The sequence below is a fragment of the bacterium genome (genome assembly GCA_037200965.1).
Taxonomy (GTDB): domain Bacteria; phylum Patescibacteriota; class Minisyncoccia; order Phycocordibacterales; family Phycocordibacteraceae; genus C7867-001.
Genome location: JBBCGK010000001.1, coordinates 194,230 through 218,124 on the forward strand (window position 1 = coordinate 194,230; position 23,895 = coordinate 218,124).

The following is a 23,895-nucleotide window of genomic DNA, read 5'->3' on the forward strand; positions in this document are numbered from 1 at the left end:
CGATTCCGAGGTTCGCCTCGGAATCGCCACCCGGCGGCTTTTTTCTTTTGGTATACTGGCTTCCATGGCATACGATTTTTCAAAGCTCGCGAAAGGAATAGAAGAGACCAAGGAATGGCTCTCGCGGGAACTTGCCGGGGTGCGCACCGGGCGCGCCTCTCCCGCGCTCCTTGATAGCGTACGTCCAGAGGCGTACGGGACGAGGACGCCCATAAGTCAGCTGGGCTCGGTCTCGATAGAAGATGCGCGGACGCTCCGCGTCATCCCGTGGGACAAGACACTCGTGAAAAACATCGAGAAGGGAATTGCGGAAGCGAATCTCGGCATCTCGACCGCGGTCGATGATATGGGACTCCGCGTTATTTTCCCCGAACTTACAAGCGAGCGGCGCACCATGCTTACGAAAATCGCCGGAGAAAAGCTCGAAGCGGCGAAGGTGACGCTGCGCAGTCACCGCACCGACGCGCTCCACGACCTCGAGGCGAAAGAGAAGGAAGGAGGAATGGGCAAGGACGAGCTCGCGCGCCTCAAGGAAGACGTGCAGAAGCAGATCGACAAGGCGCAGGAGGATCTTGCCGCGCTCGCGAAGAAAAAGGAAGAGGAGATTGCTCAATAGCATTTCTTGGGAGAGAAAAGCGGTGCCGCCCGCGACGTGCGGGCGGCCAAGGCTTCACGAAGAACTGCGTGTCTCTGCGGTAACCGTCTTGTATATTTTCCTCGCCCCGGGAAGCGGACTCTCTTTCGTCCGTCTCCCTATGTGCTCGCCTCCGCATATCTCGACTACCCTCCAGTTGTGAGCCCATATCTCGATTCGTATGAGACCCCGCTCGGCGAGTGCGTTCAGAGCGTTAGCATAGAAGGCCGCACCGGGCGGCGCACGCTTTTCGAACGCTTCCCGCAGCGTCGGCGTCCCGTCCCGGGCTTTCCCGGAAGTCGTAGGGCAACGGGCGCCGTCAAGCGCGGCGTCGACCAGAATCTCGAAAATGACCTTCAGACCCTTTCCATAGGGAGAATTGTCGTCCATGACGGTGCTCCACTCATCTACCCGACCCCACCATACCACGCTGGCGGCGGCTGTGTAGTACACTGCGGAGATGGAAGTTATCCTGCTCATCGCCGTCCTGGTCGTGCTCGTCGTCGTGCACGAATTCGGGCATTTCGTCGTCGCGAAACTCTCGGGCATGCGCGTCGACGAGTTCGGCATCGGATATCCGCCGCGCGTTGCGGGATTCAAATATAAAGAAACGGAATATACCCTGAACGCGGTGCCGTTCGGGGGATTCGTGAAGATATACGGGGAGGACCTCGAAACGCCGCGAAGCGGCGCAGATTCTTCCGGAAGTTTCGCATCGAAGCCACGTCCGACGCAGGCCGCGGTCCTCATCGCGGGAATCGCGATGAATCTTCTTTTGGCGTTCGTTCTTCTCACGCTCGTGCTCTTCGTCGGAACTCCCCGCGCGCTCGCGCCGGAAGAGATCGCAGGAGCCAAGGACGCGCGGCTTGCCGTCGCGCAAGCGCTTCCTGGCTCTCCGGCAAGCCTCGCGGGCCTTCGGGCAGGCGACTATATACTCTCCGCAACCTACGGACCGAACGTGTTTACGGGCGCATCGCCCGAAGAATTCACGGCATTCATGTCAAAGGACGGTGAAGCGATTCCGGTATCCATAGCGATAGAGCGCGCAGGGAAGCCGCTTACCCTCACCGCAACGCCGGCCAAAGGCATCGTCGCGGCAGACCCCGAACGCGTAGCGCTCGGGGTCGCGGTCGCGACCGTCGGTACCGTTCCGCTCTCTCCCTGGCGCGCGGTCCTCGAAGGCGCGCACATGACCTGGGAAATCACCAGGGAAACCGCCGCCGGGCTCACGCACCTCTTCGCCGGGCTCTTTACCCTCTCGGCCGACCTCTCGCAGGTTTCGGGGCCCGTAGGGATTGCGGGCGCGGTCGGCACGGCCTCGGCCCAGGGCTTCGGGAACCTCGTCACGCTCGCGGCCATCATTTCCATAAACCTCGCCCTTATAAACCTCCTGCCCGTTCCCGCGCTTGACGGCGGGCGACTCCTGTTCGTCATCATCGAGTCGGTGATCAGAAGGCCTATCAAAAAAGAAGTGGCGACCGCGGTGAATACGGTCGGCTTCGCGCTCCTGGTGCTTCTCATGCTCGTCGTCACGGCGCACGACGTGTATAAGCTGGTCGTATAAACATTCCGGCCGCCCTCTTTCGAAGGCGGCCGTGTTCCTGACCTTTAACTGTTGTTCGGCGACATCGGTACGATGACGAATGCAGCGCCGTCCGAGACATAGACTCCCGCGATGATGGACGTGCCGTTCGGGCCCGACACCGTCGCGCCAAGACCCGTGAACACGAGCGGCAGATGCCCGTCGAACGTGCTGCACATCCCGCTTTTCACGCGTTCATGTCCCGCTCGTTTGGGATCCGCTGCAACGTCGACCGCCGCATTGAACGCCTCGGTACCGTCTTCGCTCGCATTTCCGCACACCATCCGGCCGTGGATATCCAGGCCTTTCTGGTGCAGCAGGGGATAGTCGACGAGCTTCGCCCCGACCATCTGCCCCTGTGCGGACGGCGCCAACAGAAAGAACAACCCCGCCACCACGCCTGCTTGTGCAAGTCTCTTCATGGCACTAACTCCCCTAGGTGGACCCACTCGGTATAGCGCGTCCCGGCCCGCTTGCAAGCAGGGCGGGTGCATAACCGCTTTTTTGCAGGAATCACGCAAAGGCCTATACTGTATCGATGCGGCAATCGAAGCTTTTCACCAAAACCCGGCGCGAGGCGCCGTCTGACGAGCAGGCGAAGAATGCGCAGCTTCTCATTCGTGCCGGATACGTGCACAAGGAAATGGCTGGCTCCTACTCATACCTGCCGCTCGGCCTTCGCGTATTGCGCAATATCGAGTCGATCGTGCGCGAGGAAATGGACGCCATCGGCGGCCAGGAAACCCGCCTGGCGACGCTGCATCCTTCGGAGCCCTGGAAAAAGACCGGCGGCTGGGACAAGGTGGACGTGCTTTTCAAAATCCTGAGCCGGACCGAAAAGGAATACACCATCGGGCAAAGCGAGGAAGAAATCGTGACGCCGATCGCGGGCGAATACGCGCCTTCGTACAAGGACCTGCCGAAGGCCGTCTACCAGATCGGACAAAAATACCGCGATGAGCTGCGCGCGAAATCCGGCATCATGCGCGGAAGGGAATTCGGCATGAAGGACATGTACAGCTTCCATACGAGCCAGGAGGACTTCGAGCGATTTTATGAGATCGTGAAAGCGGCATACCTCCGTATCTACAAGCGCTGCGGACTCGTCGCGAAAGTGACCGAGGCCTCGGGCGGCAGCTTCAGCGAGAAGATTTCGTACGAATTCATGGTGCTCACCGACGCGGGCGAGGATACCATTTTCTACTGCGAAGCATGCGATTATTGCGTGAATCTCGAAGTGGCAAAAGCGGCCGAAGGCGATACGTGCCCGAACTGCGGCAAGGGAACGCTCAGGAAAGGGGTCGCGTCGGAAGTCGGAAACGTGTTCGACCTTGGCGACCGCTATCCGAAAGCGCTCGGCTTCACCTATAAGGCGGAAGACGGCAGCGACCGCTATCCGGTCATGGGCTGCTACGGCCTTGGCACGACGCGCCTCATGGGCGTTATCGTCGAGGCGCTCGCGGACGGGAAGGGAATCGTATGGCCCGAGAGCGTCGCTCCGTTCAGGTTCCATATAGCCCTGCTGATACCGGATAACGCGGAATCCGTGCGTGCCGCCGAAGACTTGTATGAGCATCTCGGAACGCGGGCGCCGGTACTGTATGACGACCGTGATCTGCGCGCGGGAGAGAAATTCGCGGACAGCGATCTCATCGGGATTCCGTGGCGGATCAATGCCGGCAGGGACGCGGCAAGCGGTATCTTCGAACTCGTGAATCGCGGGACGGGCGAGGTAACGAAAAAAACGAAGGAGGAACTCCTCGCGATTTAACCATGTCCCGCTTCTCCCGAAACTCCCTGTTCTCAAGCGACATCGGCATCGATCTCGGCACCGCCAATACGCTCGTGTACGTGCGCGGAAAAGGCGTGGTGCTCAACGAGCCGTCGGTGGTCGCAGTAAACGACAAGACCGGACAGGTGGTCGCGGTCGGGCGCGAAGCGAAAGTGATGCTCGGCAAGACGCCGCCGCATATCCGCGCCGTGCGGCCGCTTTCGCACGGGGTTATATCGGACTTCGAAGTGACGGAGGAACTTCTCGCGTACCTCATCGCCAAGGCACAGAAAGACCGCACGCGCCTCTTCGGGCCGCGCGTCGTGATCGGCGTCCCGACCGGCGTCACGAACGTCGAATCAAGGGCGGTGCGCGATGCCGCACTCACCTCGGGTGCTCGCGAAGTCTATATCCTTGAGGAGCCAGTCGCGGGGGCGATCGGCGCGAAACTTCCCATACACGAGGCGGTCGGCACGATGGTGCTCGACATCGGCGGCGGCACGACCGATATCGCCGTGCTTTCTTTGGGCGGCACGGTCGCCTCAAAGAGCTCGCACGTCGCGGGCGACCGCTTCAACGACAACATCATCGACTTCCTCCGGAGCGAATTTCATACCGCGATCGGCGAACGCACCGCCGAAGACACGAAGATCGCAATCGGCGCGGTGACGCCGCTTAAGGAGCCGCTGACAAAAGCGGTCCGCGGGAGGGATCTTGCGACCGGACTTCCGCGGGAGGTCGAACTTAACGATACCCATATCCGCGAGGCGCTTGCGCCGTCTTTGGATGCCCTTATGGAAGCCATGAAGGAAGTGATCGAGAAGACACCGCCGGAACTTCTCTCGGACGTTCTTGAACGCGGCGTAACGGTTTTCGGGGGCGGGGCGCTGCTTCGCGGGCTTCCCGAGCTCCTTGAGAAGATGCTCGGCGTGCCGGTGCACGTGGCTCCCGATCCTCTGACCGCCGTCGTGCGGGGCACCGGCATCGTGACGGAGGACCCGGAACCGTGGAAAGACGTATTTCTCAATGAAGACGCGATTCTTAAGGAGGCGTAACGCGCTGTTGGCGCCGGGGGCTCTCTCGATAGGGGCGGGCATCCTGGCCGTGGCGCTGCTGTTCGTACTGGTGCGCCTTGTGGCGCCGGGGCTTTCGATCGCGATCGCGACGCCCTTTTGGAACGCCGGCAGTTCCTTAAGCGCGGGAACGTATACGGCGATGACCAGCTTCGGGAACGCCGCGAATCTTGCCAAGGAACGCGACGCGCTTAAGGCGGAGAACGTGCAGTTGCTCGCAGAACGAGGAAAGCTTTCCGCGCAGGTAGCGGACCTTACCAAACTTCTCGGCGCGCGGCCTGCCGCGAAATCCGGCATACCCGCTTCCGTGCTCGCGCGGCCGCCGTTCTCCTCCTATGACATCCTCGTCGTCGACGAGGGAAGCGAGGCGGGCGTCGTCGCAGGAGATCCGGTCACCGCCCTCGCAGGGGTGCCGATAGGCACGGTCGCAAGCGCCGCCGGAAGCTCCGCGCGCATCGTGCTGTATAGCGCGCCGGGAACGGAGACGCCGGGCTGGGCCGGGAATGCGCGGATTCCGGTGACGCTCTTCGGAGAGGGCGGGGGAGCCTTTTCGCTTTCGATACCCAAGGACGCGAAGCTTAGCGTCGGCGACACGATATATCTTCCCGGCGAAGGCGCGATACCGGTCGCGACCATCCTGCGGCTTGACGCAGACCCGTCCTCGGCGTTCATGACCGCGCGCCTGAAGCCGGTCCTCAACCTTTTCTCGCTTACGTGGGTGGAGATTTCGAAAGGAGGCGCGCCATGATGCGCGCCGCAAGCATCGCGTTCGCCTTCATCGCCGCGCTCTGGTTCCCGTGGCCTCTTGCCATTCTTGGGATGTGCCTTGCGGCCGCGTATGAGCCGCTCGCGGCGCTTGCCGTGGGGCTCTTTGCCGACGCGCTCTATTTCACGCACGGCGCGTATCCGTTCCCCCTCATGACGCTTGTCGGGGCAGGAGCGGCGCTCGGAGCCGTACTCGTGCGCAAATTCTTCGAGACGCGTATCATAGCGGGATGAGGCGCCGCACGATACGCGACCACGAACTCGCTCCCGACGAGATATTCCTCGATTCTTCGAACCTGCCCGACTTCGACCGCTCACGGCTCGAAGGCCGTTTGGAAAAGCCCGTATCGGAGCGCTCGTATACCGCCCTTCTCGGGGCGCTCGGCGTCCTCCTCATCGTGCTCCTGGGCCAGGCGTGGAAGCTTCAGGTGTGGCAGGGAGAAGCGTTCGCCGCCCAAAGCGAACGCAACAGCCTGCGGCAGACGGTGCTTTTCGCCGACCGCGGTGCCATCACCGACCGGAACGGCGTGGTGCTTGCGGAAAATGTGCCGAGCGCGAGTTCCACGGAGCGCATTTATAAGACGCCGGGATTCGCGAACGTGCTGGGCTATGTCTCGTACCCGAAGAAGGATTCAAGCGGCAAGTATTACGATACCGAGACCACGGGCCTTGCGGGCGTCGAGGCTGCCTTTAATGCGGAGCTTGCGGGTGAGAACGGCTCGCACCTTATAGAAGAGGACGCGCTCGGAAAGCAGCTTTCCGAAGGAAGCGTTATCCCGCCAAAAAACGGCGCGACGCTCAAGCTTTCGATCGACGCGGGCGCGCAGACCGCGTTGTATGACGCCATACAGGGGCTTGCCGACCGCATCCCGTTTCAGGGAGGCTCCGGGATACTCATGGATGTCGAGACGGGCGAACTCCTGGCGCTCGTTTCGTATCCGCAATACGACCCGAACGTGCTTTCCTCCGGCGGCCCCGGAAGCGTCATCGCCGGATATTCGAGCGACTCAAGACAGGTGTACCTCAACCGTCCGGTACAAGGGCTCTATACGCCGGGCTCGGTCGTGAAGCCGGTCGAGGCGGCCGGAGCGCTCACCGACAAGGTAATCACGCCGGGATACACCATAAACGCGCAAGGGTCGATCTCGGTGCCAAATCCCTATGACCCCGCGCACCCGACGATCTTCAAGGACTGGAAGGTGATCGGGATAGAAGACCTGCGCAGGGCGATCGCCTGGTCTTCCGACGTGTATTTCTATATGGTCGGCGGGGGGTACGGCGATATCAAAGGGCTCGGGATCGAGCGCCTCAAGCACTGGTATTCCGCCTTCGGCCTCACGAGCCCGACGGGGATCGAGCTGCCGGGCGAGAAGGGCGGCTTCGTGCCCGACCCGGCATGGAAACTTAAAACATACGATGATCCGTGGCGCATCGGCGATACCTATCACACCGCCATCGGCCAGTATGCGATGCAGGTGACGCCGCTTGAAATGGCACGGGCGATCGCGGCGATCGCAAACGGCGGGAAGCTCGTGCGCCCGACGATACTCGCGGGCCAGGCACCGTCGGGGGAATCGCTTGCGGTCAATCCCGCGGACCTGCAGGTGGTGCGGGAGGGAATGCGGCAGGGGGTGACCGAAGGAACGTCGGTGGGACTTAACGATCTCGGGTTCGTAAAGCCTGCCGGGAAAACGGGAACCGCGCAGCTTGGCGTCCATAACGAGTGGTACAACTCGTGGGCTGTCGGGTTCTTCCCGTACGACCGCCCCAAATACGTGTACGTCGTCATCATGGAGCGGGGGCCTTCGACCAACGCGATCGGCGGCGTGTATGCCATGCACCAGTTCCTCACGGCGCTCCACCGGGCCGCGCCGGAGTATTTCGAGTAGCTTGCGCCTTCACCCGCCTCGCGTACAATGACTCCGACCTTTAAATAACCGACTATTCATGCCGCAAACAGAAACGCTCGTGAGCCAGGAGAAGTTTGACGAGATGGTAAAGGAGCTCGACGAGCTCAAGACCGTCCGCCGCACCGAGATCGCGAAGAACCTCGAGTTCGCGCGCTCGCTTGGCGACCTTTCGGAAAATGCCGAATACCAGGAGGCGCGGGAGCTTCAGGCCGCGACCGAGGAGCGCATCCGGAAGCTCGACGAGCTCGTGAAAAACGCGAAAATCGTCACCGACGGCAAGAAGAAGGACGTCGTCGGCTTCGGCTCGAAAGTCTCGATCAAGAAGGACGGCGCGAGTGACGTGCACGAATACACCATCGTCGGAAGCGAAGAAGCGGACATGCGGGAACGAAAGCTCTCCCACCTTTCTCCGCTCGGAGCGGCGCTCATGGGAAAGAAAAAGGGCGACACCTTTACGTTCGAAACCCCGGGAGGCAAACAGACGTACGCGGTGGAGAAAGTGGCATAGGCCTCAGGATACAAAAGCGAAAGCGCCCCGGGTACGCAGGGGCGCTTCACGTTGGTCCTGCCTGCCAACGCCTATCGACTGTGTCGAGGCACAAGCAGGCCCGCGATGAGCATGATCGCGAAAAGGACCAGGAAAACGAAGAACAGGATCTGCGCGATCCCCATCGCTACAGACGCGACACCGCCGAAGCCGAAGACCCCGGCGATAATGGCGGCCAACAAGAACATGAGAGCCCATGCGAGCATGGCAAACCTCCAGAACCGCACGCATCCGGTATGAACGCGTCTCTTGCGGCCTGAATTTTATAGCACACGACATCTCTATTGCAACTTGGCCTTGGGAGCCCCTCAAAAATGCTTCGTTCATGCTACGATATCCGCACGATGTCGGCCCTGGACGCCATACGCGCGGAAAGAATGGAGAAGCTCGCCCGCATGCGCGAGGCGGGAATGGACCCGTACCCGACGGACACACGGCGCACGCATACCAATGAACAGTTCCTTGCCGAACACGCGGCGCTTGAGGCAAGCGGCGCGGGCGCTGCCATCGCCGGACGCATCATGTCGCTTAGGGAGCACGGCGGCTCGCTCTTCCTTGACCTCTTCGACGGCAGCGGGGAAGTGCAGGCGTATATAAAAAAGGACGACTTCGGCGCAGAAGCGTTTGACCGGTTCACCGCGTTCGCCGACGCGGGCGATATCATTGAGATTTCCGGCACCGCCTTCACGACCAAGCGCGGCATGCGCTCGATCCTCGCATCCGGCTGGCGCATGCTTGCAAAAGCCCTGCTTCCGCTTCCGAGCGAATGGTATGGCATCAAGGATGAAGATGAACGCTACCGGAAGCGCTATCTCGACATCCTTCTCACCAAGGACCTCGCCGGGCGGGTGAAGCGCCGCTCGGTGTTCTGGAACAGCATGCGCGCGTTCCTGCTCGCCGAGGGGTATGTGGAAGTCGAGACGCCGGTTCTTGAGACCGTCACAGGGGGCGCGGACGCCCGTCCCTTCATCACGCACCACAACGCGCTTGATATAGAAACGTATCTGCGCATTTCCGCGGGGGAGCTCTGGCAGAAAAAACTCCTCGTCGCGGGCCTGCCGAAGGTCTTCGAGATCGGAAGGATCTTCCGGAACGAAGGAATGTCCGCCGAACATCTCCAGGACTACACGCAGATGGAATCCTATGAAGCCTTCATGGATTACGAGCAGGGGATGGAAATGATCCAGAAGCTCTATCGCCACGTCGCCCAGGCCGTCTACGGCACGACGAAATTCACCATCCGCGGCTTCGACGTCGACCTCGCGGAGCCCTGGGAGCGCTATGACTACTCCACCCTCGTCAAGAAGCATTTCAATATCGACCCGCTTGCGACGAACGTCGGGGAGATAGAAGCCGCGCTTAAAAAACATGACATTGCCTATGACGCGCCGACACTCAATATCGAGCGCGGCGTCGATCTGCTTTGGAAGCAGGTTAGAAAGACCCTTGGCGGCCCGGGCTTCCTCATCGGCGTTCCGGTCTATCTCGAGTCTCTTGCGAAGCGAAGTCCCAAGGATCCGCGCGTCGTCGAGCGTTTCCAGGTGATACTCGGGGGCTCGGAGAACGGGAAGGGCTTCAGCGAACTCAACGATCCGGTGGATCAGGCGGAACGGTTCCGGCACCAGCAGGCGCTTCGCGACGGAGGAGACGAGGAAGCGCAGATGAACGATGCGTCGTTCGTCGAGGCGCTCGAATACGGCATGCCGCCTGCGTTCGGGTTCGGCGTCTCCGAGCGTCTCTTCAGTTTCCTTGAAGGAGTGCCGGTGCGGGAGGCGCAGATTTTCCCGCTTATGAGACCGAGAGAATGAAGTCGCGGTTGCGGTAGTTAAGCAAAGCGGTCTCAAGTCATGGCAACTCCTCAATACGATCGGTCACCTTGTCGCGGAACTTGGTATACGCGAGGGAAGGAGACTGTTGTCCCAAGAAACCATCACGACCAAAGATGGCGTCGCGCTTCCGCTTAACCTGCAGCATGCGCTCATGCTTAAAGAGTCCGGTGAAGAGGGTGATCTTAAGAGTCTATTTGAAGCTGCGAAGCAGCGAGGCCTTCAGGTCGAAGTATTTACACGCGAGATGATCGAGATCACCAGCGATCGCAAGGTGATAGACCGGACCGCCGCCAAGAATCTCGACGATATAGAATTCCTCGGTGTGCTTGTGTTCGGTCCGTCTTCGGTGGTCGAGGAGCTCACGCGCGAATTTCCGTTGTATTCGTAAGCGTGAATCCTTGGAGCGGTTGATAGGGTCTTTCGTCGGGTTCGAAAGCCTTTTGAAGGGCTTCAAGCTCGGTAAAAGCATGGGGAGACCCGACATACACTTGCAAAAGCTTCACATAAAATCCGTGAGAAATGCAAAGTGCGTTCTCCCGCTCTCTCAGCATTTCAATCAAGCTTTTCATCCGAGCTTTCACGGAGGCGAGTGATTCCGTCAGTCGGTTATTGAACAGCTGTATGATGAATTGTTCGCGCGCGGTTCGCATGGCCTGATCATGGGAGAGCCGGGCAAATGCGTCTTTAGGAATGAGATTTTGCATGCTGAAGCGGATTCCATTCAGCTCCGGCAGAGAAATAATCGCCGCGCGCGGAGAACGCCCTGTCTCGATGAGCAGTTTGGCCGTGTCCAATGTCTGGCCTTTCTCGGCGATAAAAATCGTTTGAATCTTCTCGACGGGGAAATCAAACTGATAATCGCGCACGATGCTGCTCGCGTTTTCCTGCAGAGAAGCGGTCATTTCTCCGCGTGATACGAGGTCAAACGAATCATAGAGGTCGTGATCTCCGATCTGATAGCGGATCGGGGCGCTGGTTATGATCGGGATGTTCATGATTCGTTTTATAAGAATAAACCCTTCCCGAACGTTCGGGAAGGGTCTTCGGTTTCAATCGCCGGTAACCGGCATCGTTGACTGCGCCAACTGAAGGATGGGAATCGCTTCCTTTCCTTCCCGCGAGAACGGATGATTCACGCGGCTTAGATTCGGCGTGGAGTGGTTTATCATCACCGCTCCCGTGCCGAACACTTCCTCGGCAAGCCGTCCCCAGGCCATGTATTGGGCGAGTTGCCGGATTGCCATCTCTCTGCAGTACGCATGGGTCACGGTCTCGCTGGTCATCGCCTGGTAGAGAGCGATCCGACTTCCCGCGTTGCTGTCGACATTCATGCGTACCGAGCTGTCGGATTCCAGTTCGCGCCGCACCTCCGCAAGCGCAGCGTGATACGTGGTGAACCAGGTAGGGAAGGCCCGCGTAAAGCGCCGGCAGGTTTTGAGCGGTAGCGAACGGCGACTGGCCTCTTCGATAATCCGCTCGCAACTCGATTGGCAGCGTTCGAGGAACGCAAGCGGATCGCCATCGACCATCTTTCGCATGACGAAAGGGAGATCGTACTCGGTATCCGCAAGCGTTACGTGGTATTCGAGATCGATACCCCATTCTTGAAGTCGTGCCAACAAGGCATGAACGATCTCGAGATGCGCCTTGGCGATATGGGGAATGCCGCCCGATACCGCCATGTAGGTGAAGCCCCGTTCGCTGCGGGCATAATCAGGACAAACTGCGGAAACGAGGATGAGCTTCTTTGACCTGAGTCTTCTCGATATCCCCTTTTTAACCTTAAGGGGAACCTCGCATGCAAGCGACCCGATGCCATTTGGGAAAACCGAATCGAATGAGAGCGTTGACATGAGCAGGTTTCCTTTGTTTGCGGTGTAAGGTACTGGGGACAAGCGGCGATGCTTGCATGGGGAGCTCTGAATACAAAACTCCCCGCCCTTGTGCGCGTCGAAAAATGACGTGCAAAGGGGCGGGGAGTCTTACCAGATTCCGCGCGATACCACCCAATGTTCCGGAACGGGGCATGCCCGCTCCGCTTACCGCCTCGGAAGCCTTACGACTCCGGCAACGGTTGTCCCATGGTTACGGAGGAATCCGGATTTCCACTCACGCAGAAATCTCCTTGCCGCACTGGCAACCCGGGCCCAGTCCCCCGCGGCGCGAGGGACCCGGATCAAAGGATTTGTCTCGGAGCACGATAGCACCGGCGCGCACTCAGGTCAATAGCGACGGGCGGCGACGCCGTGAACACAAGAGTACGAAGAGTGAACTATAGTTCACCATAGTTATCCACATTGTGAAGGGCTCGGAAAAGACCTGGTGGGTAGTAGTGGGATATACTCCCTTAATGGTCAGTGAAGTGGGAAGCGGAGTCATGGCCGCTTCCTGCCGATCCGGCCGCTCATCAACCCATGTTCCTCGGCGAATACCTCCACACTTTCGATGCAAAGAACAGGATCTCCCTTCCGTCGAGGTTCAGGAAGGATCTTGGCCGCGCGGTGATTATCACGCGCGGCCTCGATCATTGCCTCTACGTATATGCCCGCAAGGCGTGGGAGAAGGAAGCGGCAAAATACGCCGCGAAGGCGAGCGGGAATGCCGCGGAGCGCGGACTCGCGCGCCTTTTCCTCGCGGGCTCGTCCGACGCCGAGATCGATAGCGCCGGGCGCATCCTGATACCCGAGAACTTCAAGGCGTTCGCCGGGATACAGGGCAAGGCGGTCGTCGCAGGCGTCGCCGACCGGGTCGAAATCTGGGAAGAAGAAGCGTGGAAGGCATACACCAAAGCCATCGAGCGCGATGCTGAAGCATATGCGGAGAAGGTAGGCGGGCAAGGGACTCTTTAAATACGTATGGAACCGCGCACCCTTGAAGCCAGGCACGACAGCGTCCTCCTCCCGGAGGTCCTTGAGGCGCTTCGGATAGAGGCGACTGATGTCGTGGTGGACGCGACGGTAGGCGGGGCAGGGCATTTCAAGAGCTTTTTCGAGGCTCTCGGCCCGGAGGGAACGCTTATAGGAATCGACGCGGATGCGGCGGCGCTCAAGCGGGCCAAGGAGGTGCTTGCGGCCGATCCGCGCGCTCCCGGCGCCCGCCCGCACGTTCATCTGGTCGAGGATAATTTCCGCAACCTCCCGTCGATACTCGATACGCTTGGTATAGAGCGGGTGGATAAGATCCTGTTCGACCTCGGATGGAGCGGCTTCCAGCTTGCGGAGAATCGCGGATTTTCCTTCCAGGCGGACGAGCCGTTATTGATGGCGTATGGAAGCGCGGCGGGGCAGCAGACGGCGGCAGAAATCGTTAACGGCTATTCCGAAGAGGAGCTTGCCGATCTCATTTATTCGCTCGGGGAAGAGCGCTTCGCCCGCGGCATCGCGAAGTCGATCGTCACGGCCCGAAGGGAGAAACATCTTCTTACCACCGCCGACCTCGTGCATGCGGTCGAGCTTGGCACTCCCGCCTGGTACCAGCACCGCCGGACGCACCCGGCAACGAAGACATTTCAGGCGCTGCGGATCGCGGTGAACGACGAACTCGGAGCGCTTCGGGACGGCCTTTCCGCGGCGCTTTCCCGCGCGGCAGCAGGCGGACGCATCGCGGTCATCACCTTCCACAGCATCGAAGACCGGATCGTTAAAAGCTTCTTCAAGGATGCGGCGCATACGGGACAAGGAACGCCTGTTACGAGAAAGCCCGTCGTCCCGAGCTTCGCGGCCGTGCGCGAGAACCGGCGCGCACGAAGCGCGAAGCTCCGGGTATTTGAAGTCGGCGTTTCCGGACTTGCCCGCCAGGAGGAGTCTCTCAACCATGCCTATGCGTAGCGTCGTCCATGCGTTTTCCCTGGTGCAGTGGCTCGGCGGCGTGGTCGCCGTGCTCGTCGTCGCCTATATCGCGCTCATCGCGTTCGTCATGTCCTATGCCGCGGTGCAGACGGAGACGGCACAGTCGGTCCGGGACGGAAGCGCGCAGGTGAGCCTTCTTGAAATCCGCTACCTCGAGAAAACCGCGGCGCTCGGGGCGATGGACCCGGCGAGCCTCGGATACTCCGCTCCGCTCGCGAAGAATTTCGTCGAAGGTCCGGCTCGCGCGGCGATCAATACCGGGCGCCGCTAACAGAAAGGCATGCGCGCGACATTCCGAGCACGGCTGCGCATACTTCTCGGGATCATAGGGCTTATCGCTCTTCTGCTCGTTGCCCGCCTCTATTTCGTGCAAATCGTGAACGGTTCGGAGTATGCGCTCCGGGCCGACCGGCAGTATCTTTCGCAAAGCCAGGCGCTCTTCGATCGCGGATCAATCTATTTCACGCGCCAGGACGGCACGCTCATCTCGGCGGCAAGCCTTGGAAGGGGCTTCCTGCTTTCGCTTAATCCTTCAAAGATTAAAGACGCGGAGGCGGCATACCAGGCTCTTTCCGCCCTGACGCCGCTTGACCACGACGCGTTCATCGCCGCGGCTACGAAACCGCACGACGTATACGAGGAGGTGGCGCACCGGCTTCCGGAAGATGTCGGTACCAGGATCGCGGCGCTTAAGATCCCGGGCGTAAGTCCTCTCCGGGAGCGCTGGAGGGAATATCCGGGGGGGGCGCTCGCCGCGCAATCGATCGGCTTTATCGCCTATAACGGGGGCGACACGCTCGCCGGGCGCTACGGCCTCGAGCGCTACTACGACGACACGCTCGCCCGCGACAACGGCTCGCTCTATCAGAATTTCTTTGCGCAGCTCTTCGCGAACCTCGGGAACGCGCTCGTCGACGCGCGGGCAAGCCGCCAAGGGGACATCGAGACCACCATCGAGCCGCAGGTGCAGGCGCACCTCGAGGACGACCTGAAGGCCGTGCAGGCGAAGTATGCGAGCCGGGAGACCGGAGGCATCATTATGAATCCCGCGACCGGGGAAATCATCGCGCTTGGCGCGACGCCGGGCTTCGACCTTTCCGACTTCCAGAACGGGAACGCGGAGCATTTCGGGAATCCGCTCGTCTCGAGCGTCTACGAATTCGGCTCCATTATGAAGCCCCTTACGATGGCTTCGGGTATCGACGCCGGGGTAGTAACGCCTTCGACGACATACAACGACACGGGATGCATCGAGGTGAACGGATCGAAGATCTGCAACTTCGACCTCAAGGCCCGCGGGGTTGTGCCGATGCAGGAGGTGCTCTCGCAGTCGCTTAACGTGGGCGCGTCGTATATCGCGACCAGGCTCGGGCCAGACCGCTTCCGCACCTATTTTACGTCTCTTCGCTTCGGCGAGGAGACGGGCATCGATCTCCCGAGCGAAATCCACGGGATCACGGGAAACCTCAAAAGTCCCCGCCAGCTCGAGTACGACAACATGTCGTTCGGGCAGGGTATCGCCGAAACCCCGGTCGAGATGATCCGCGCGCTCGGAACGCTCGCGAATCGCGGCAGCATGGTCACGCCGCATCTTGCGCGCGCGATACGCCTCGATTCGGGCATCACGAAGACGCTCGACTGGGGAGAGCCGGTTCCGGTCTTCAAGCCCGAAAGCGCGCAGGCCGTGACGCAGATGCTCACGCAGGTCGTCGACACGGCGCTCGCGCACGGGGCGAAGAAGATCCCCGAGATGTCGGTCGCCGCAAAAACGGGAACGGCGCAGATGGCCGCGCCCGGCGGGGGATACTACGCGAACGAGTATTTCCACTCCTTCTTCGGCTATTTCCCCTCGTATTCCCCGCACTTCATAATCCTCCTCTATACGGTTAAGCCCCAGGGCGTACAATATGCGTCCGAGACGCTCACGGACACCTTCGCGGACCTGGTGCATTTCCTCGTGAGTTACTACGGCGTCCCGCCCGACCGAGCCAATGAAAACAATCCTTAGATCGATAACGGCCGAATTGCTTGCGGTGCTCGCGCGCCTTATCGTGCGCAAGTACAAGCCGGCCATCGTCATGGTCACGGGATCGGTGGGGAAGACGTCGACCAAGGACGCGGTCGCCGCGACGCTCCATACGGCGCTCTTCGTCCGGGCGAGCGCTAAAAGCTATAACAGCGAGTTCGGCGTCCCGCTCACGATCCTCGGCGCGGCGAACCCGTGGTCGAATCCGCTCGGCTGGGCGCGGGTATTCAAGGAAGCACTCGCGCTCCTTATCCTTCCCAACCACTATCCGAAAGTGCTCGTACTTGAGGTTGGCGCCGACCGCCCGGGAGATTTGGCACGGATACTCCGGATCGCGACGCCGAGCCTCGTGATCGTGACAAGGCTCCCGGCCGTGCCCGTGCATGTGGAGGCCTATGCGAGCCCCGAAGCAGTGCGGGAAGAGGAGTTCGCCCCCGCCTATGCGCTCGCCCCCGGTGCCCCGCTCGTCCTTTCGGCGGACGATTCTTTCGCGCTCGCGCTCGCGAAGCGCCTCGACACCAAGACCGTTACGTACGGCATGGCACCGGATGCTGACGTGCGAGTCATAAATCCGGGGCTCCATATCGAAGCAGGAAAGCCGGTCGGCATGCAGGCCACGCTTCGCGCGGCGAAGGAAGAAGCGCGGATTATCATTCGCGGCGCGCTTGGCGAACAGCAGCTTCTTCCGGCGGCCGCTGCGATCGCCGCGGCGCTCGCGCTCGGTTTGTCGTTTGCCGATGCCCTCGAAGGTCTTGCAAGCTACGCCCCGCCTCCAGGGCGCACGCGGCTCCTTGAGGGCGCGAACGGCTCCCTCCTTATCGACGACTCATACAATTCTTCTCCGGCAGCGGTCGAGGAAGGACTCAAAGCGCTCAACCTGCTGCGGGCGAAGCGCCGCATCGCCGTTCTCGCGGATATGCTCGAGCTCGGGCGCTATTCGGTCGCCGAGCACGAGCGCATCGGAGCGCTTGCCGCCGAAAGCGCCGATATCGTCGTCGCGGTCGGTATTCGCGCCCGAGCGCTCGCCGAAAAGGCGCGGGAAGGGAACGAAGAGAACGTGCTTGCCTTCGACAGCGCGCGGGAAGCGGCGGGCACGCTTCGCGGCCTTATACAAGAAGGCGATGTCCTGCTTATCAAAGGCTCCCAATCGATGCGCATGGAGCGCGTAACGGAAGCGCTCCTTGCCGATCCGCTCGATGCCGCGAAGCTGGTGCGCCAGGATCGGGAGTGGAAGCGGAAGCTTTGATTGGGTTCCGTTTTATATAGTAACCAACCGCCGGACTAAGGTCCGGCGGCTTTGCGTCTGCCTGCTTGACGCAGGCTAGGCGATCAGTTTCGCGAAGAGCGAAGGCTGGTCGATCTCCTCGTGATGATGCTGGTGGCGTACGTAGCGGCGGATGATGTACTCGTCGAGTCCGATGGTGGAGACGAAGTACCCGCGCGCGCCCAGAGAGACTGGCGCTCGTAGAGGTCGTGGGTGCGCTTGATCTTCTTCTTGAGCCAGGCAGAGCTCTTGCCCTTGAGGATTTGCATGACATAGGAGACGGAGTCCCGAGGCGTCGCAAGGAGGACGAGGTGGATATGGTCGTCCTGGATGCTGAGCTCGACGATCTCCCAGTGCTTCCAACGGCAGATCGATTCGAATATCCTGCGCACCTCGTGCTTGACCTTGTCGGAAGCGAGCACCTTGCCACGGTACTTGGGCGTCCAGACGAAGTGGTATTTGAGGTCATAGAAACAGTGAGATACTGTGCGTATCGTACGTTTGTTTCGCGAAATACGTATGAGGGTTAGCCGCTAAAGCAGGGGCTGCCGCCCCTGCTTTAGTATGGCGTCGCCTTCAAACGTACTCCCCGGCTTCGCCGGGGGTTTTTGGTGATAAGAAATGGCCGCTCCCGAAGGAGCGGCCGAATTCAGTTCTCTGCTACAAGCTACTCTTGAGAGGGCGGCGTTCAATTTTCTCGACCGTGAAAAAGCAGGTGGTCTCGGGGTCTGGCAGCACGCCTTGTTCGTACTCCTGCGCGATAACGATGGCCAACTTTTTCCGGGCGAACGCTTCCAGGAACTTCTTCGCGCCCCAGCCGGGAATATCGGCGGAACCGTCAGTAATTACTTCGGAGCATTTGATTTGGAGGACAGCGCGCGGTGGCCACCTCATTCCCTTGCAAGAGCGTCTTGATCAGTTCTGGGCTTGGCGCATCCAAAGAGAACAAGACGATACTTGGGCTACTTCACGTTCTTCATCCCAGACGAACACAGTCGGGCTGATCCCGCGCTTCTTCATTTCAAGCAGGACCGGCGAGATACAAATCAGCTCGTCCAGCTTGTATTGGAGCTTGATCGCCGCGACGTGGTGATCCGTTTCCGTTTCAACGCCTACCGTCACGTAGACGGGCACCGCGTGCACGAACAGGCGCGGGTCTGGTCCGTTTAGCATCAGGACTTCCATGGGAAGCCTCCTTCTGGTTCCTTCTCAAGGGACTATAAGTATATATCTATGTGCAGTCAGCGGTTGATGCTCGGCAGCAGAGCGCATAAGCTCCGGGTCGGGCGTTTCGCTTTATATTCGCGGATGTTTCTGGTATAAAAACAACAAGGCCCTATCGTCTATCGGTTAGGACGGAAGCTTCTCAAGCTTCAAAGCCGGGTTCGACTCCCGGTAGGGTCATGCATCAGGACAAAGTCCCTAACGTCCCCTGTATTGAGAATTGCCGTTTCTAATTTCCGTGATATTGTCTTTTCAGGAATGAACACTCACACATGGGAGGCGATCAATGCCATGTCCACACGCAAGCCGTCTCGGACGACTGCCTGGCAGGCAGTACGCGACGATCGCGCGGCAACTTAGCGACGATTTTCTCTCGGGCCGGATAAGTCCGGAGGAGTTTCTAAAGCAAAACTCTCTGGCCGTTCCGAAAAGCGCGGAAGCGCGCTTCAGGATCCGTACGCAAGGTTACGCGCTGGCCAGTTTGGTTATCGAACACTTCTGGATGTATCTGCAAACCCAAGCGAAGCCGATCGAGCAGGTACTTCGGCAATTCGCGGAACTTCATCGGGGACAGTCCCATACCGAACGGGCACAGGGATTCGCCCAGTACTTCAACGTCCTGCTCCAGTTGCTCCACAACCAGTATGTTGAAGAACACCGCGCGAACAGGAGCAGAGGAGGAGCACGTTCGCTCGAGCACGATTGGCTGGTCGTGTATATGACCGTGGGGCGCGTCCAGCACCGGAAGTTCAAAAGACTCCCGATGCCATCCATGGCCGACTTGGTTATGATGCTGGCGCGGATCGCGGAAGTCGCTCCTGTAGTCTTCCTCCGTGATACGGGACGGCCCTTGTTGCAGCAAGAGTTATTCGAGCTGCTCGAGCACCCGTCTCTGCTGCAACTGTTCGTCGACATTATGATGAATGACCGTTCATCTACCCATCCGCTGATCACAAGACTCGAGGGCACCAAAAAGCTCGATCTCAACAATCCGCATCAGTCGTTCTCGCGGGACTGCTTCGAGATCTGTTCCTGTAACGACGCGTTCACTCTCCGGATCAAACCGGAAATCATCGAGCGACACCGTTTGCACTATCTCAAGGCTGCAAAAAAGCGTGACAAACGCCAGAAGCTGCACCCCCAGGTGCTCGGGTGCCCAGTGCTCTATACGGGGAAATTTGCCGATATGCACTACTGGGTAATCGAACGCTTCAGGCAGTGGTATATCGACAGTGCCTAACTAGCACAATACGCGCTCACGGCCACAAGGCTGGGGGCGCGGCCTTTTTAGTTCATGCCGTACAAAAATACATTCGCAGCAAAAGCAAAAGACCCGTATACACGTACGTCATTTGGAATGCGTACCCGAGTACGCGAGGCACCGATGTGCCGAGCGCTTTCAAGATACAGAAACGAATAAAGTAGTAATACGGGTCTTCGCCCGCAATCACGATGTGGCGTGGCGTGGCCAGCGGCCCTGCGCGAACCGATACACGGCCCGTACAGATAACGCGAGCGCGAGAGCCGCGAGAACGAGAGCCGCGTAAGCGATTCCCTTCCAGAGCAGCCGTTCGCCCATAAGCTCGAACAGATCGAGCTTTACGCGGCAGAGGTTCTGAGACTGTAGCCGGAGCAGATCTTGTCCGCCTTCTTCGAGCGTGCGCTCGACGAACGCGGCATAGAAGCTCGTAGCCAAGAGAACCACAAACGTCCAGAACCAGACCCTGCACATTATGATTGAAGGTTGCCGGCGGGAATCCGCCGGAGTTTCAGAACGTTTCAAGATACATCTCCCCTCGTTGAAACCGAGTATGAAGATACCACAGGTGTCTTAAAAAAGCAAGTCTTTTCCTGATAAAGCAAAAGGGCGGCCCGAAGACCGCCCTTTTCCATTAAAGTGTTATCCCTCGGGACGTTCCTCGTTTGAGGAGGAGGTTCTTTCCCAGGGACGGCCAGCGGTGAAAAACGTGTCGTTCTCTACGCCGTCCCTTATGCGCGCCCATTCTCGCTCCGTAAAGACGGCGTTCGCCGGAGGATTCTCTGTCCTCTGCTGCGACCGTGGTCTAGGAGCCAAAGGCATGTCTTCGACCCTGCTCTCCGCTTCTTTTTGACGAAGTCTTTTAGCGAGAGAAAACAGCGCCAGGGTCTGCGGCTCGGCCGAGAGCTTCACGCCCGCCGCCTCAAGCGCCCTGCTCGCGGCGGTACGGGGAATAAGGGCGGTACGCATTAGCGCGAGCTTCTCGACCACTTTCGCGGCCAGTTCGCGATCGACCGTCACGCCTTTTTTTTGTTCCATTACCACCAGTTCCGCTTCCCAGCCCTCGTACTTCGGGGCCGGCGCTCCTTCAGATGTGCGATTTGCACGCATCGGAGACTCCATAGGGTTACGCATTACGCTTATTGTACTACACCCACCACACCCAATGTTACGCTGACTCCGCGACGGGGTCAAAGTCTTTTGGCCAGGAACGCAAGATCCCATCGAGTTCGAGATAGCTCCGAAGTGCCCGCCCGAGGCGCTGCTGCTCGAGAAGCAGCTGCCCGGGCGTGAAAATCGTCACGGTCTGACCGATGAATATCCGTTGCTCCGGACGGCAGAAGATGAAGCGGGCCGAGGTTCCGTAGCTCCGCCAGAACGCCTGGGCATCGCTGATAGCAATGTCTCCCAGGCCTTCGATGACCACCAGAAACACGACCAGCCGACTGGTTCCGCGAGGCTTGAAGTCGCCTGGCGTTTGATCGCAGTAGATTGTACAGGTACGCATTAGGGATCCTCCAACTTTTTACTCGTTGTAAGGCCCCACAAACCCAACCCACAAATACTATAACACCCTGATTATGTATTGTCTATGAATTTAAACCAGAAGCGCATCCACGACCGCCTTTACGTCAGCCCCGTCGGCCTTACCCTTGAGCTCCTTCATGAGCATGCCGGTAAAACGGCCGGCCTCGGCCTTACCAGAAATGCCAAGCTCCGCCATCTTGGCCCTGGCTATCGTTTCGATCTCCTCGCGGCCCATCATGGAAGGCAGGAGCGTCTCGATGATGGCGAGCTCGGCTTTCTCCTTCCCGGCGAGTTCCGCCCGGCCCGCGTTCGTGAACTGCTCGATGGAATCCTTGCGCTGGTTCGCCGAACGCTTAAGGACTGCGAGGGCTTCCTCGTCGGTGAGGAATTCGTCCGGCTTCCGTTTCTTCGCGACGACTTCGTTCGTCATGGCCGTTACGAGAGACCGGAGGGTCTCAAGCCGCACGGCGTCCCGGGCCTTCATGGCTTCCGGAATGCCTGCTTTGATCGTTTCGTGAATGGTCATGGAGGCATAGTATCACGCCGCGGTATACTGGAGCCATGAATGTCCTTGCCATCGGCATCGCGGTCATCGTACTCCTCATACTCCAAGGAATCGGTTTCTGGTTCATCTTCGGGCGGGGGAAGCGGGGGAGCGTTCTCCCCGAAGATACTTCGGCCATGATGCTTCTCCAGAAGCAGGTACAGGAGATGGCGCGCGTGCTCGACACCCGCGTGTCGGAATCCTCCCGCGCCATGCAGGAAAGCGTCGACCGGCAGCATTCGGAATCGACGAGGCTCATCAAGGAAATCACGCAGGAGATCACCTCGGTCAAGGAGATCGGGCGGCAGACCGGGAAATTCGCCGAGCAGCTCCAGAACCTTCAGGATGTGCTCAGCAATCCGAAACAACGGGGAATTCTCGGCGAGTATTATCTCGAGACCGTGCTTAAGAACGTGCTTCCGCCCGGGATGTATACGATGCAGCACCCGTTTTCTAACGGCGAGATAGTGGATGCGGCCGTTTTCATAAGCGACAAGATCGTGCCGATCGATTCCAAGTTCTCGCTCGATAACTACAACCGCTTTATCGGATCACCCCTCAATACCCCCGAGCGCGCAAGCGCGGAGAAAGCATTCGTGAACGATTTGAAGCTTCGGATAAGCGAAACCGCCAAGTATATCCGCCCCGAGGAAGGAACGATGGATTTCGCCTTCATGTTCATCCCCTCCGAGGGCATCTATTACGACCTTCTCGTAAACACGATCGGAAGCGGGGAAGAGGAGAACCTCATCCAGCGCGCCGCCGCCAAATACAAAGTGATCATCGTCTCGCCCACCTCGTTCCTCGCGTACCTCCAGACCGTGATGCAGGGCCTCAAGGCGCTCCAGATCGAGCAGAAGGCGGTCGAAATCCAGAAACGGGTAGGGGAACTCGGAAAGCACATCGGCAGCTACGAGGAATTTTATAAGAAGCTCGGGAACTCCCTCGGGACGGCCGTCTCCCACTACAACAGCGGGTATAAGGAGCTCGGGAAGATAGACAAGGACGTATACCGCATCGCGGAGTCCAGGGCGGGGGTTGAGCCTACGCTCCTTGAGAAACCCTTCTTGAATTCAAACTCTAAATGCCCGCTTCTTTAATAATAGCGCAAATGCTTCTTCAGGTGTTTTGAAGCCGATAGCTTTTCTGGGCCGAGTATTGAGCTGCTTCTGCGCTTGCTTCAAATACTTAGTTGGCACCCGCCGGAAGTCCGTTCCCTTGGGGAAATACTGACGAATAAGGCCATTGGTATTTTCGTTTGTACCACGCTGCCACGGGCTTTGTGGATCAGCGAAATACACCTGCACCCTGGTCTCTTTGGTGAAGAGTTCGTGCTCAGCCATCTCGCTGCCGCGATCATGGGTGATTGATCGGAAGGCTTCGCGGGGCAAGCTCTTCACGGTTTTCGTAAGTGCCATGCGCACCGCAGGAGCGGTCTTTTCTCTGAGCGGCACCAGAATGGTCATGCGCGTGGTGCGTTCCACCAAGGTCGCAATGGCTGATTGATGTCCTTTGCCGATAATGAGGTCGCTCTCCCAGTGTCCAGGTACTGAGCGGTCTTCCGTTTCTTTGGGGCGCTCGTGAATACTCACCATATTGGGTATCTTTCCTCGCCTGTCGTGCACCCGATACCTGCGCCTGCGCCCTTCGGCGCCCTGGCGCAGGTACGACGTAAGCTCCTTGCGGAGGCTCCCGCGCGGGAGCACATAGATATAGGTGTAGATGGATTCGTGGGAGACTTGCATACGAGTATCTGTAGCGTAGTGCTGTTTCAAGTACTGCGCAATCTGCTCCGGGCTCCAGCGAAGCCGGAGCTTTGCATACACGACACGCTGAAGAGGCGCGTAGTTGAGCTTCTTCCCGCGTCTCGGGATTTTCTTTTTCTTTCGTGCATCTTTGTGTGCCCGGCTTGGTCGGTATCCTTCAAACAACGGTTTCGAGCGTCTGAGCTCTCGTCTGATGGTTTTAGGATCGCGATTGAGCTCGCGTGCGATTTCGACTGGCCAGAAGTAGGCTGCACGCATAAGACCAATGCATTCTCGTTCCTCGAACGTTAGGTGGGTATACATACGTGGTATCATATGCGGGCAGTT

At 59.4% G+C, this 23,895-nt stretch carries 30 protein-coding genes and 1 tRNA gene; 18 read left to right on the forward strand and 13 right to left on the reverse strand.

What is annotated here, in order from left to right:
* Positions 1–64: 64 nt before the first annotated feature.
* Positions 65–616 (forward strand): ribosome recycling factor, encoded by a 552-nt coding sequence (gene frr, locus WDN10_01150; GenBank protein ID MEJ0053322.1) that lies wholly within the window; start codon positions 65–67, stop codon positions 614–616.
* Positions 617–670: 54 nt separating this feature from the next.
* On the opposite strand, the gene WDN10_01155 is transcribed toward frr, so the two are convergent.
* A complete protein-coding gene (locus WDN10_01155; protein ID MEJ0053323.1) occupies positions 671–1,114 on the reverse strand; it encodes a hypothetical protein in 444 nt (147 codons plus the stop codon).
* Here WDN10_01155 and WDN10_01160 point away from each other — a divergent pair.
* Positions 1,095–2,198 carry a M50 family metallopeptidase gene (locus WDN10_01160; protein MEJ0053324.1) on the forward strand — a complete coding sequence of 368 codons (1,104 nt, stop codon included), beginning with the start codon at positions 1,095–1,097 and terminating at the stop codon, positions 2,196–2,198. The genes WDN10_01155 and WDN10_01160 overlap by 20 nt on opposite strands.
* Positions 2,199–2,242: 44 nt before the next feature.
* On the opposite strand, the gene WDN10_01165 is transcribed toward WDN10_01160, so the two are convergent.
* Positions 2,243–2,638 (reverse strand): hypothetical protein, encoded by a 396-nt coding sequence (locus WDN10_01165; protein MEJ0053325.1) that lies wholly within the window; start codon positions 2,636–2,638, stop codon positions 2,243–2,245.
* A gap of 116 nt (positions 2,639–2,754) precedes the next feature.
* Here WDN10_01165 and WDN10_01170 point away from each other — a divergent pair, with 116 nt between their 5' ends.
* Genes WDN10_01170 through greA form a run of 6 tightly spaced genes read left to right on the forward strand, consistent with a single transcriptional unit; the run spans position 2,755 to position 8,243 of the window.
* Positions 2,755–3,987 (forward strand): aminoacyl--tRNA ligase-related protein, encoded by a 1,233-nt coding sequence (locus WDN10_01170; GenBank protein ID MEJ0053326.1) that lies wholly within the window; start codon positions 2,755–2,757, stop codon positions 3,985–3,987.
* Between the two features lie 2 nt (positions 3,988–3,989).
* The gene (locus WDN10_01175; protein ID MEJ0053327.1) at positions 3,990–5,042 is read left to right on the forward strand and encodes a rod shape-determining protein; all 1,053 of its coding nucleotides are present in this window, start codon (positions 3,990–3,992) and stop codon (positions 5,040–5,042) included.
* Positions 5,014–5,808, forward strand: coding sequence for a rod shape-determining protein MreC (gene mreC, locus WDN10_01180; protein MEJ0053328.1), 795 nt, complete (start codon positions 5,014–5,016; stop codon positions 5,806–5,808). Before WDN10_01175 ends, mreC begins: the two co-directional genes overlap by 29 nt.
* Positions 5,805–6,059, forward strand: a complete 255-nt coding sequence (locus WDN10_01185) for a hypothetical protein (GenBank protein ID MEJ0053329.1) — start codon at positions 5,805–5,807, stop codon at positions 6,057–6,059. The genes mreC and WDN10_01185 overlap by 4 nt, the downstream gene beginning before the upstream one ends.
* On the forward strand, positions 6,056–7,714 hold the full coding sequence (locus WDN10_01190; protein ID MEJ0053330.1) for a penicillin-binding transpeptidase domain-containing protein: 1,659 nt from the start codon (positions 6,056–6,058) through the stop codon (positions 7,712–7,714). Before WDN10_01185 ends, WDN10_01190 begins: the two co-directional genes overlap by 4 nt.
* Positions 7,715–7,772: 58 nt before the next feature.
* Entirely contained in the window at positions 7,773–8,243 is a 471-nt protein-coding gene (gene greA / locus WDN10_01195) for a transcription elongation factor GreA (GenBank protein ID MEJ0053331.1), read from the forward strand.
* Between the two features lie 71 nt (positions 8,244–8,314).
* On the opposite strand, the gene WDN10_01200 is transcribed toward greA, so the two are convergent.
* Positions 8,315–8,488 (reverse strand): DUF1328 domain-containing protein, encoded by a 174-nt coding sequence (locus WDN10_01200; protein MEJ0053332.1) that lies wholly within the window; start codon positions 8,486–8,488, stop codon positions 8,315–8,317.
* Positions 8,489–8,596: 108 nt separating this feature from the next.
* Between WDN10_01200 and lysS the strand changes: the two genes are divergently transcribed.
* Positions 8,597–10,090 carry a lysine--tRNA ligase gene (lysS, locus tag WDN10_01205; protein ID MEJ0053333.1) on the forward strand — a complete coding sequence of 498 codons (1,494 nt, stop codon included), beginning with the start codon at positions 8,597–8,599 and terminating at the stop codon, positions 10,088–10,090.
* Positions 10,091–10,148: 58 nt separating this feature from the next.
* Positions 10,149–10,499: a DUF2000 family protein gene (locus tag WDN10_01210; protein MEJ0053334.1), complete on the forward strand. Its 351-nt coding sequence runs from the start codon at positions 10,149–10,151 to the stop codon at positions 10,497–10,499.
* Here the strand turns inward: WDN10_01210 and WDN10_01215 are convergent.
* Positions 10,471–11,106, reverse strand: coding sequence for a phosphoglycerate mutase family protein (locus tag WDN10_01215; GenBank protein MEJ0053335.1), 636 nt, complete (start codon positions 11,104–11,106; stop codon positions 10,471–10,473). The genes WDN10_01210 and WDN10_01215 overlap by 29 nt on opposite strands.
* A 54-nt stretch (positions 11,107–11,160) precedes the next feature.
* Entirely contained in the window at positions 11,161–11,964 is an 804-nt protein-coding gene (locus tag WDN10_01220) for a hypothetical protein (protein ID MEJ0053336.1), read from the reverse strand.
* Positions 11,965–12,468: 504 nt separating this feature from the next.
* Between WDN10_01220 and mraZ the strand changes: the two genes are divergently transcribed.
* The 5 genes from mraZ to murF are packed head-to-tail and all read left to right on the forward strand — an operon-like array spanning position 12,469 to position 17,231.
* A complete protein-coding gene (mraZ, locus tag WDN10_01225; protein ID MEJ0053337.1) occupies positions 12,469–12,960 on the forward strand; it encodes a division/cell wall cluster transcriptional repressor MraZ in 492 nt (163 codons plus the stop codon).
* Between the two features lie 6 nt (positions 12,961–12,966).
* Positions 12,967–13,938, forward strand: a complete 972-nt coding sequence (gene rsmH / locus WDN10_01230; GenBank protein ID MEJ0053338.1) for a 16S rRNA (cytosine(1402)-N(4))-methyltransferase RsmH — start codon at positions 12,967–12,969, stop codon at positions 13,936–13,938.
* Positions 13,931–14,230 (forward strand): hypothetical protein, encoded by a 300-nt coding sequence (locus WDN10_01235; protein ID MEJ0053339.1) that lies wholly within the window; start codon positions 13,931–13,933, stop codon positions 14,228–14,230. Before rsmH ends, WDN10_01235 begins: the two co-directional genes overlap by 8 nt.
* A gap of 9 nt (positions 14,231–14,239) precedes the next feature.
* On the forward strand, positions 14,240–15,967 hold the full coding sequence (locus tag WDN10_01240; protein ID MEJ0053340.1) for a penicillin-binding protein 2: 1,728 nt from the start codon (positions 14,240–14,242) through the stop codon (positions 15,965–15,967).
* Positions 15,951–17,231, forward strand: a complete 1,281-nt coding sequence (gene murF / locus WDN10_01245) for a UDP-N-acetylmuramoyl-tripeptide--D-alanyl-D-alanine ligase (GenBank protein ID MEJ0053341.1) — start codon at positions 15,951–15,953, stop codon at positions 17,229–17,231. The genes WDN10_01240 and murF overlap by 17 nt, the downstream gene beginning before the upstream one ends.
* An 83-nt stretch (positions 17,232–17,314) precedes the next feature.
* Here the strand turns inward: murF and tnpA are convergent, their stop codons facing one another.
* The 3 genes from tnpA to WDN10_01260 form a co-directional block, all read right to left on the reverse strand.
* On the reverse strand, positions 17,315–17,770 hold the full coding sequence (tnpA, locus tag WDN10_01250) for an IS200/IS605 family transposase (GenBank protein MEJ0053342.1): 456 nt from the start codon (positions 17,768–17,770) through the stop codon (positions 17,315–17,317).
* A gap of 139 nt (positions 17,771–17,909) precedes the next feature.
* Positions 17,910–18,143 carry a hypothetical protein gene (locus WDN10_01255; protein MEJ0053343.1) on the reverse strand — a complete coding sequence of 78 codons (234 nt, stop codon included), beginning with the start codon at positions 18,141–18,143 and terminating at the stop codon, positions 17,910–17,912.
* Positions 18,144–18,164: 21 nt separating this feature from the next.
* A complete protein-coding gene (locus WDN10_01260) occupies positions 18,165–18,434 on the reverse strand; it encodes a hypothetical protein (protein ID MEJ0053344.1) in 270 nt (89 codons plus the stop codon).
* A 147-nt stretch (positions 18,435–18,581) separates the two neighbouring features.
* Between WDN10_01260 and WDN10_01265 the strand changes: the two genes are divergently transcribed.
* A tRNA-Glu gene (locus tag WDN10_01265) sits at positions 18,582–18,653 on the forward strand.
* 106 nt (positions 18,654–18,759) lie between these two features.
* Positions 18,760–19,713, forward strand: coding sequence for a hypothetical protein (locus WDN10_01270; protein ID MEJ0053345.1), 954 nt, complete (start codon positions 18,760–18,762; stop codon positions 19,711–19,713).
* A 207-nt stretch (positions 19,714–19,920) separates the two neighbouring features.
* Here WDN10_01270 and WDN10_01275 read toward each other — a convergent pair whose 3' ends face one another.
* The 4 genes from WDN10_01275 to WDN10_01290 all read right to left on the reverse strand — a co-directional run bounded on the left by WDN10_01275 (position 19,921) and on the right by WDN10_01290 (position 21,784).
* Positions 19,921–20,169, reverse strand: coding sequence for a hypothetical protein (locus WDN10_01275; protein ID MEJ0053346.1), 249 nt, complete (start codon positions 20,167–20,169; stop codon positions 19,921–19,923).
* Between the two features lie 204 nt (positions 20,170–20,373).
* Positions 20,374–20,865, reverse strand: coding sequence for a hypothetical protein (locus tag WDN10_01280; GenBank protein ID MEJ0053347.1), 492 nt, complete (start codon positions 20,863–20,865; stop codon positions 20,374–20,376).
* Between the two features lie 34 nt (positions 20,866–20,899).
* Entirely contained in the window at positions 20,900–21,238 is a 339-nt protein-coding gene (locus WDN10_01285) for a hypothetical protein (GenBank protein ID MEJ0053348.1), read from the reverse strand.
* 90 nt (positions 21,239–21,328) lie between these two features.
* The gene (locus WDN10_01290) at positions 21,329–21,784 is read right to left on the reverse strand and encodes a GatB/YqeY domain-containing protein (protein MEJ0053349.1); all 456 of its coding nucleotides are present in this window, start codon (positions 21,782–21,784) and stop codon (positions 21,329–21,331) included.
* Between the two features lie 35 nt (positions 21,785–21,819).
* Here WDN10_01290 and WDN10_01295 point away from each other — a divergent pair, with 35 nt between their 5' ends.
* Entirely contained in the window at positions 21,820–22,902 is a 1,083-nt protein-coding gene (locus tag WDN10_01295; GenBank protein MEJ0053350.1) for a DNA recombination protein RmuC, read from the forward strand.
* On the opposite strand, the gene WDN10_01300 is transcribed toward WDN10_01295, so the two are convergent.
* The gene (locus tag WDN10_01300; protein MEJ0053351.1) at positions 22,876–23,871 is read right to left on the reverse strand and encodes an IS30 family transposase; all 996 of its coding nucleotides are present in this window, start codon (positions 23,869–23,871) and stop codon (positions 22,876–22,878) included. The genes WDN10_01295 and WDN10_01300 overlap by 27 nt on opposite strands.
* Positions 23,872–23,895: the final 24 nt, after the last annotated feature.

Excerpts from the sequence above, each read along its gene's own strand:
- frr (MEJ0053322.1), top strand. The coding sequence starts at position 65 with ATGGCATACGATTTTTCAAAGCTCGCGAAAGGAATAGAAGAGACCAAG.
- WDN10_01160 (MEJ0053324.1), top strand. The coding sequence starts at position 1,095 with ATGGAAGTTATCCTGCTCATCGCCGTCCTGGTCGTGCTCGTCGTCGTG.
- WDN10_01155 (MEJ0053323.1), bottom strand. The coding sequence starts at position 1,114 with ATGAGCAGGATAACTTCCATCTCCGCAGTGTACTACACAGCCGCCGCC.
- WDN10_01165 (MEJ0053325.1), bottom strand. The coding sequence starts at position 2,638 with ATGAAGAGACTTGCACAAGCAGGCGTGGTGGCGGGGTTGTTCTTTCTG.
- WDN10_01170 (MEJ0053326.1), top strand. The coding sequence starts at position 2,755 with ATGCGGCAATCGAAGCTTTTCACCAAAACCCGGCGCGAGGCGCCGTCT.
- WDN10_01175 (MEJ0053327.1), top strand. The coding sequence starts at position 3,990 with ATGTCCCGCTTCTCCCGAAACTCCCTGTTCTCAAGCGACATCGGCATC.
- mreC (MEJ0053328.1), top strand. The coding sequence starts at position 5,014 with ATGAAGACGCGATTCTTAAGGAGGCGTAACGCGCTGTTGGCGCCGGGG.
- WDN10_01185 (MEJ0053329.1), top strand. The coding sequence starts at position 5,805 with ATGATGCGCGCCGCAAGCATCGCGTTCGCCTTCATCGCCGCGCTCTGG.
- WDN10_01190 (MEJ0053330.1), top strand. The coding sequence starts at position 6,056 with ATGAGGCGCCGCACGATACGCGACCACGAACTCGCTCCCGACGAGATA.
- greA (MEJ0053331.1), top strand. The coding sequence starts at position 7,773 with ATGCCGCAAACAGAAACGCTCGTGAGCCAGGAGAAGTTTGACGAGATG.
- WDN10_01200 (MEJ0053332.1), bottom strand. The coding sequence starts at position 8,488 with ATGCTCGCATGGGCTCTCATGTTCTTGTTGGCCGCCATTATCGCCGGG.
- lysS (MEJ0053333.1), top strand. The coding sequence starts at position 8,597 with ATGCTTCGTTCATGCTACGATATCCGCACGATGTCGGCCCTGGACGCC.
- WDN10_01215 (MEJ0053335.1), bottom strand. The coding sequence starts at position 11,106 with ATGAACATCCCGATCATAACCAGCGCCCCGATCCGCTATCAGATCGGA.
- WDN10_01220 (MEJ0053336.1), bottom strand. The coding sequence starts at position 11,964 with ATGTCAACGCTCTCATTCGATTCGGTTTTCCCAAATGGCATCGGGTCG.
- rsmH (MEJ0053338.1), top strand. The coding sequence starts at position 12,967 with ATGGAACCGCGCACCCTTGAAGCCAGGCACGACAGCGTCCTCCTCCCG.
- WDN10_01235 (MEJ0053339.1), top strand. The coding sequence starts at position 13,931 with ATGCGTAGCGTCGTCCATGCGTTTTCCCTGGTGCAGTGGCTCGGCGGC.
- WDN10_01240 (MEJ0053340.1), top strand. The coding sequence starts at position 14,240 with ATGCGCGCGACATTCCGAGCACGGCTGCGCATACTTCTCGGGATCATA.
- murF (MEJ0053341.1), top strand. The coding sequence starts at position 15,951 with ATGAAAACAATCCTTAGATCGATAACGGCCGAATTGCTTGCGGTGCTC.
- WDN10_01255 (MEJ0053343.1), bottom strand. The coding sequence starts at position 18,143 with ATGAGGTGGCCACCGCGCGCTGTCCTCCAAATCAAATGCTCCGAAGTA.
- WDN10_01260 (MEJ0053344.1), bottom strand. The coding sequence starts at position 18,434 with ATGGAAGTCCTGATGCTAAACGGACCAGACCCGCGCCTGTTCGTGCAC.
- WDN10_01270 (MEJ0053345.1), top strand. The coding sequence starts at position 18,760 with ATGCCATGTCCACACGCAAGCCGTCTCGGACGACTGCCTGGCAGGCAG.
- WDN10_01280 (MEJ0053347.1), bottom strand. The coding sequence starts at position 20,865 with ATGCGTAACCCTATGGAGTCTCCGATGCGTGCAAATCGCACATCTGAA.
- WDN10_01285 (MEJ0053348.1), bottom strand. The coding sequence starts at position 21,238 with ATGCGTACCTGTACAATCTACTGCGATCAAACGCCAGGCGACTTCAAG.
- WDN10_01290 (MEJ0053349.1), bottom strand. The coding sequence starts at position 21,784 with ATGACCATTCACGAAACGATCAAAGCAGGCATTCCGGAAGCCATGAAG.
- WDN10_01295 (MEJ0053350.1), top strand. The coding sequence starts at position 21,820 with ATGAATGTCCTTGCCATCGGCATCGCGGTCATCGTACTCCTCATACTC.
- WDN10_01300 (MEJ0053351.1), bottom strand. The coding sequence starts at position 23,871 with ATGTATACCCACCTAACGTTCGAGGAACGAGAATGCATTGGTCTTATG.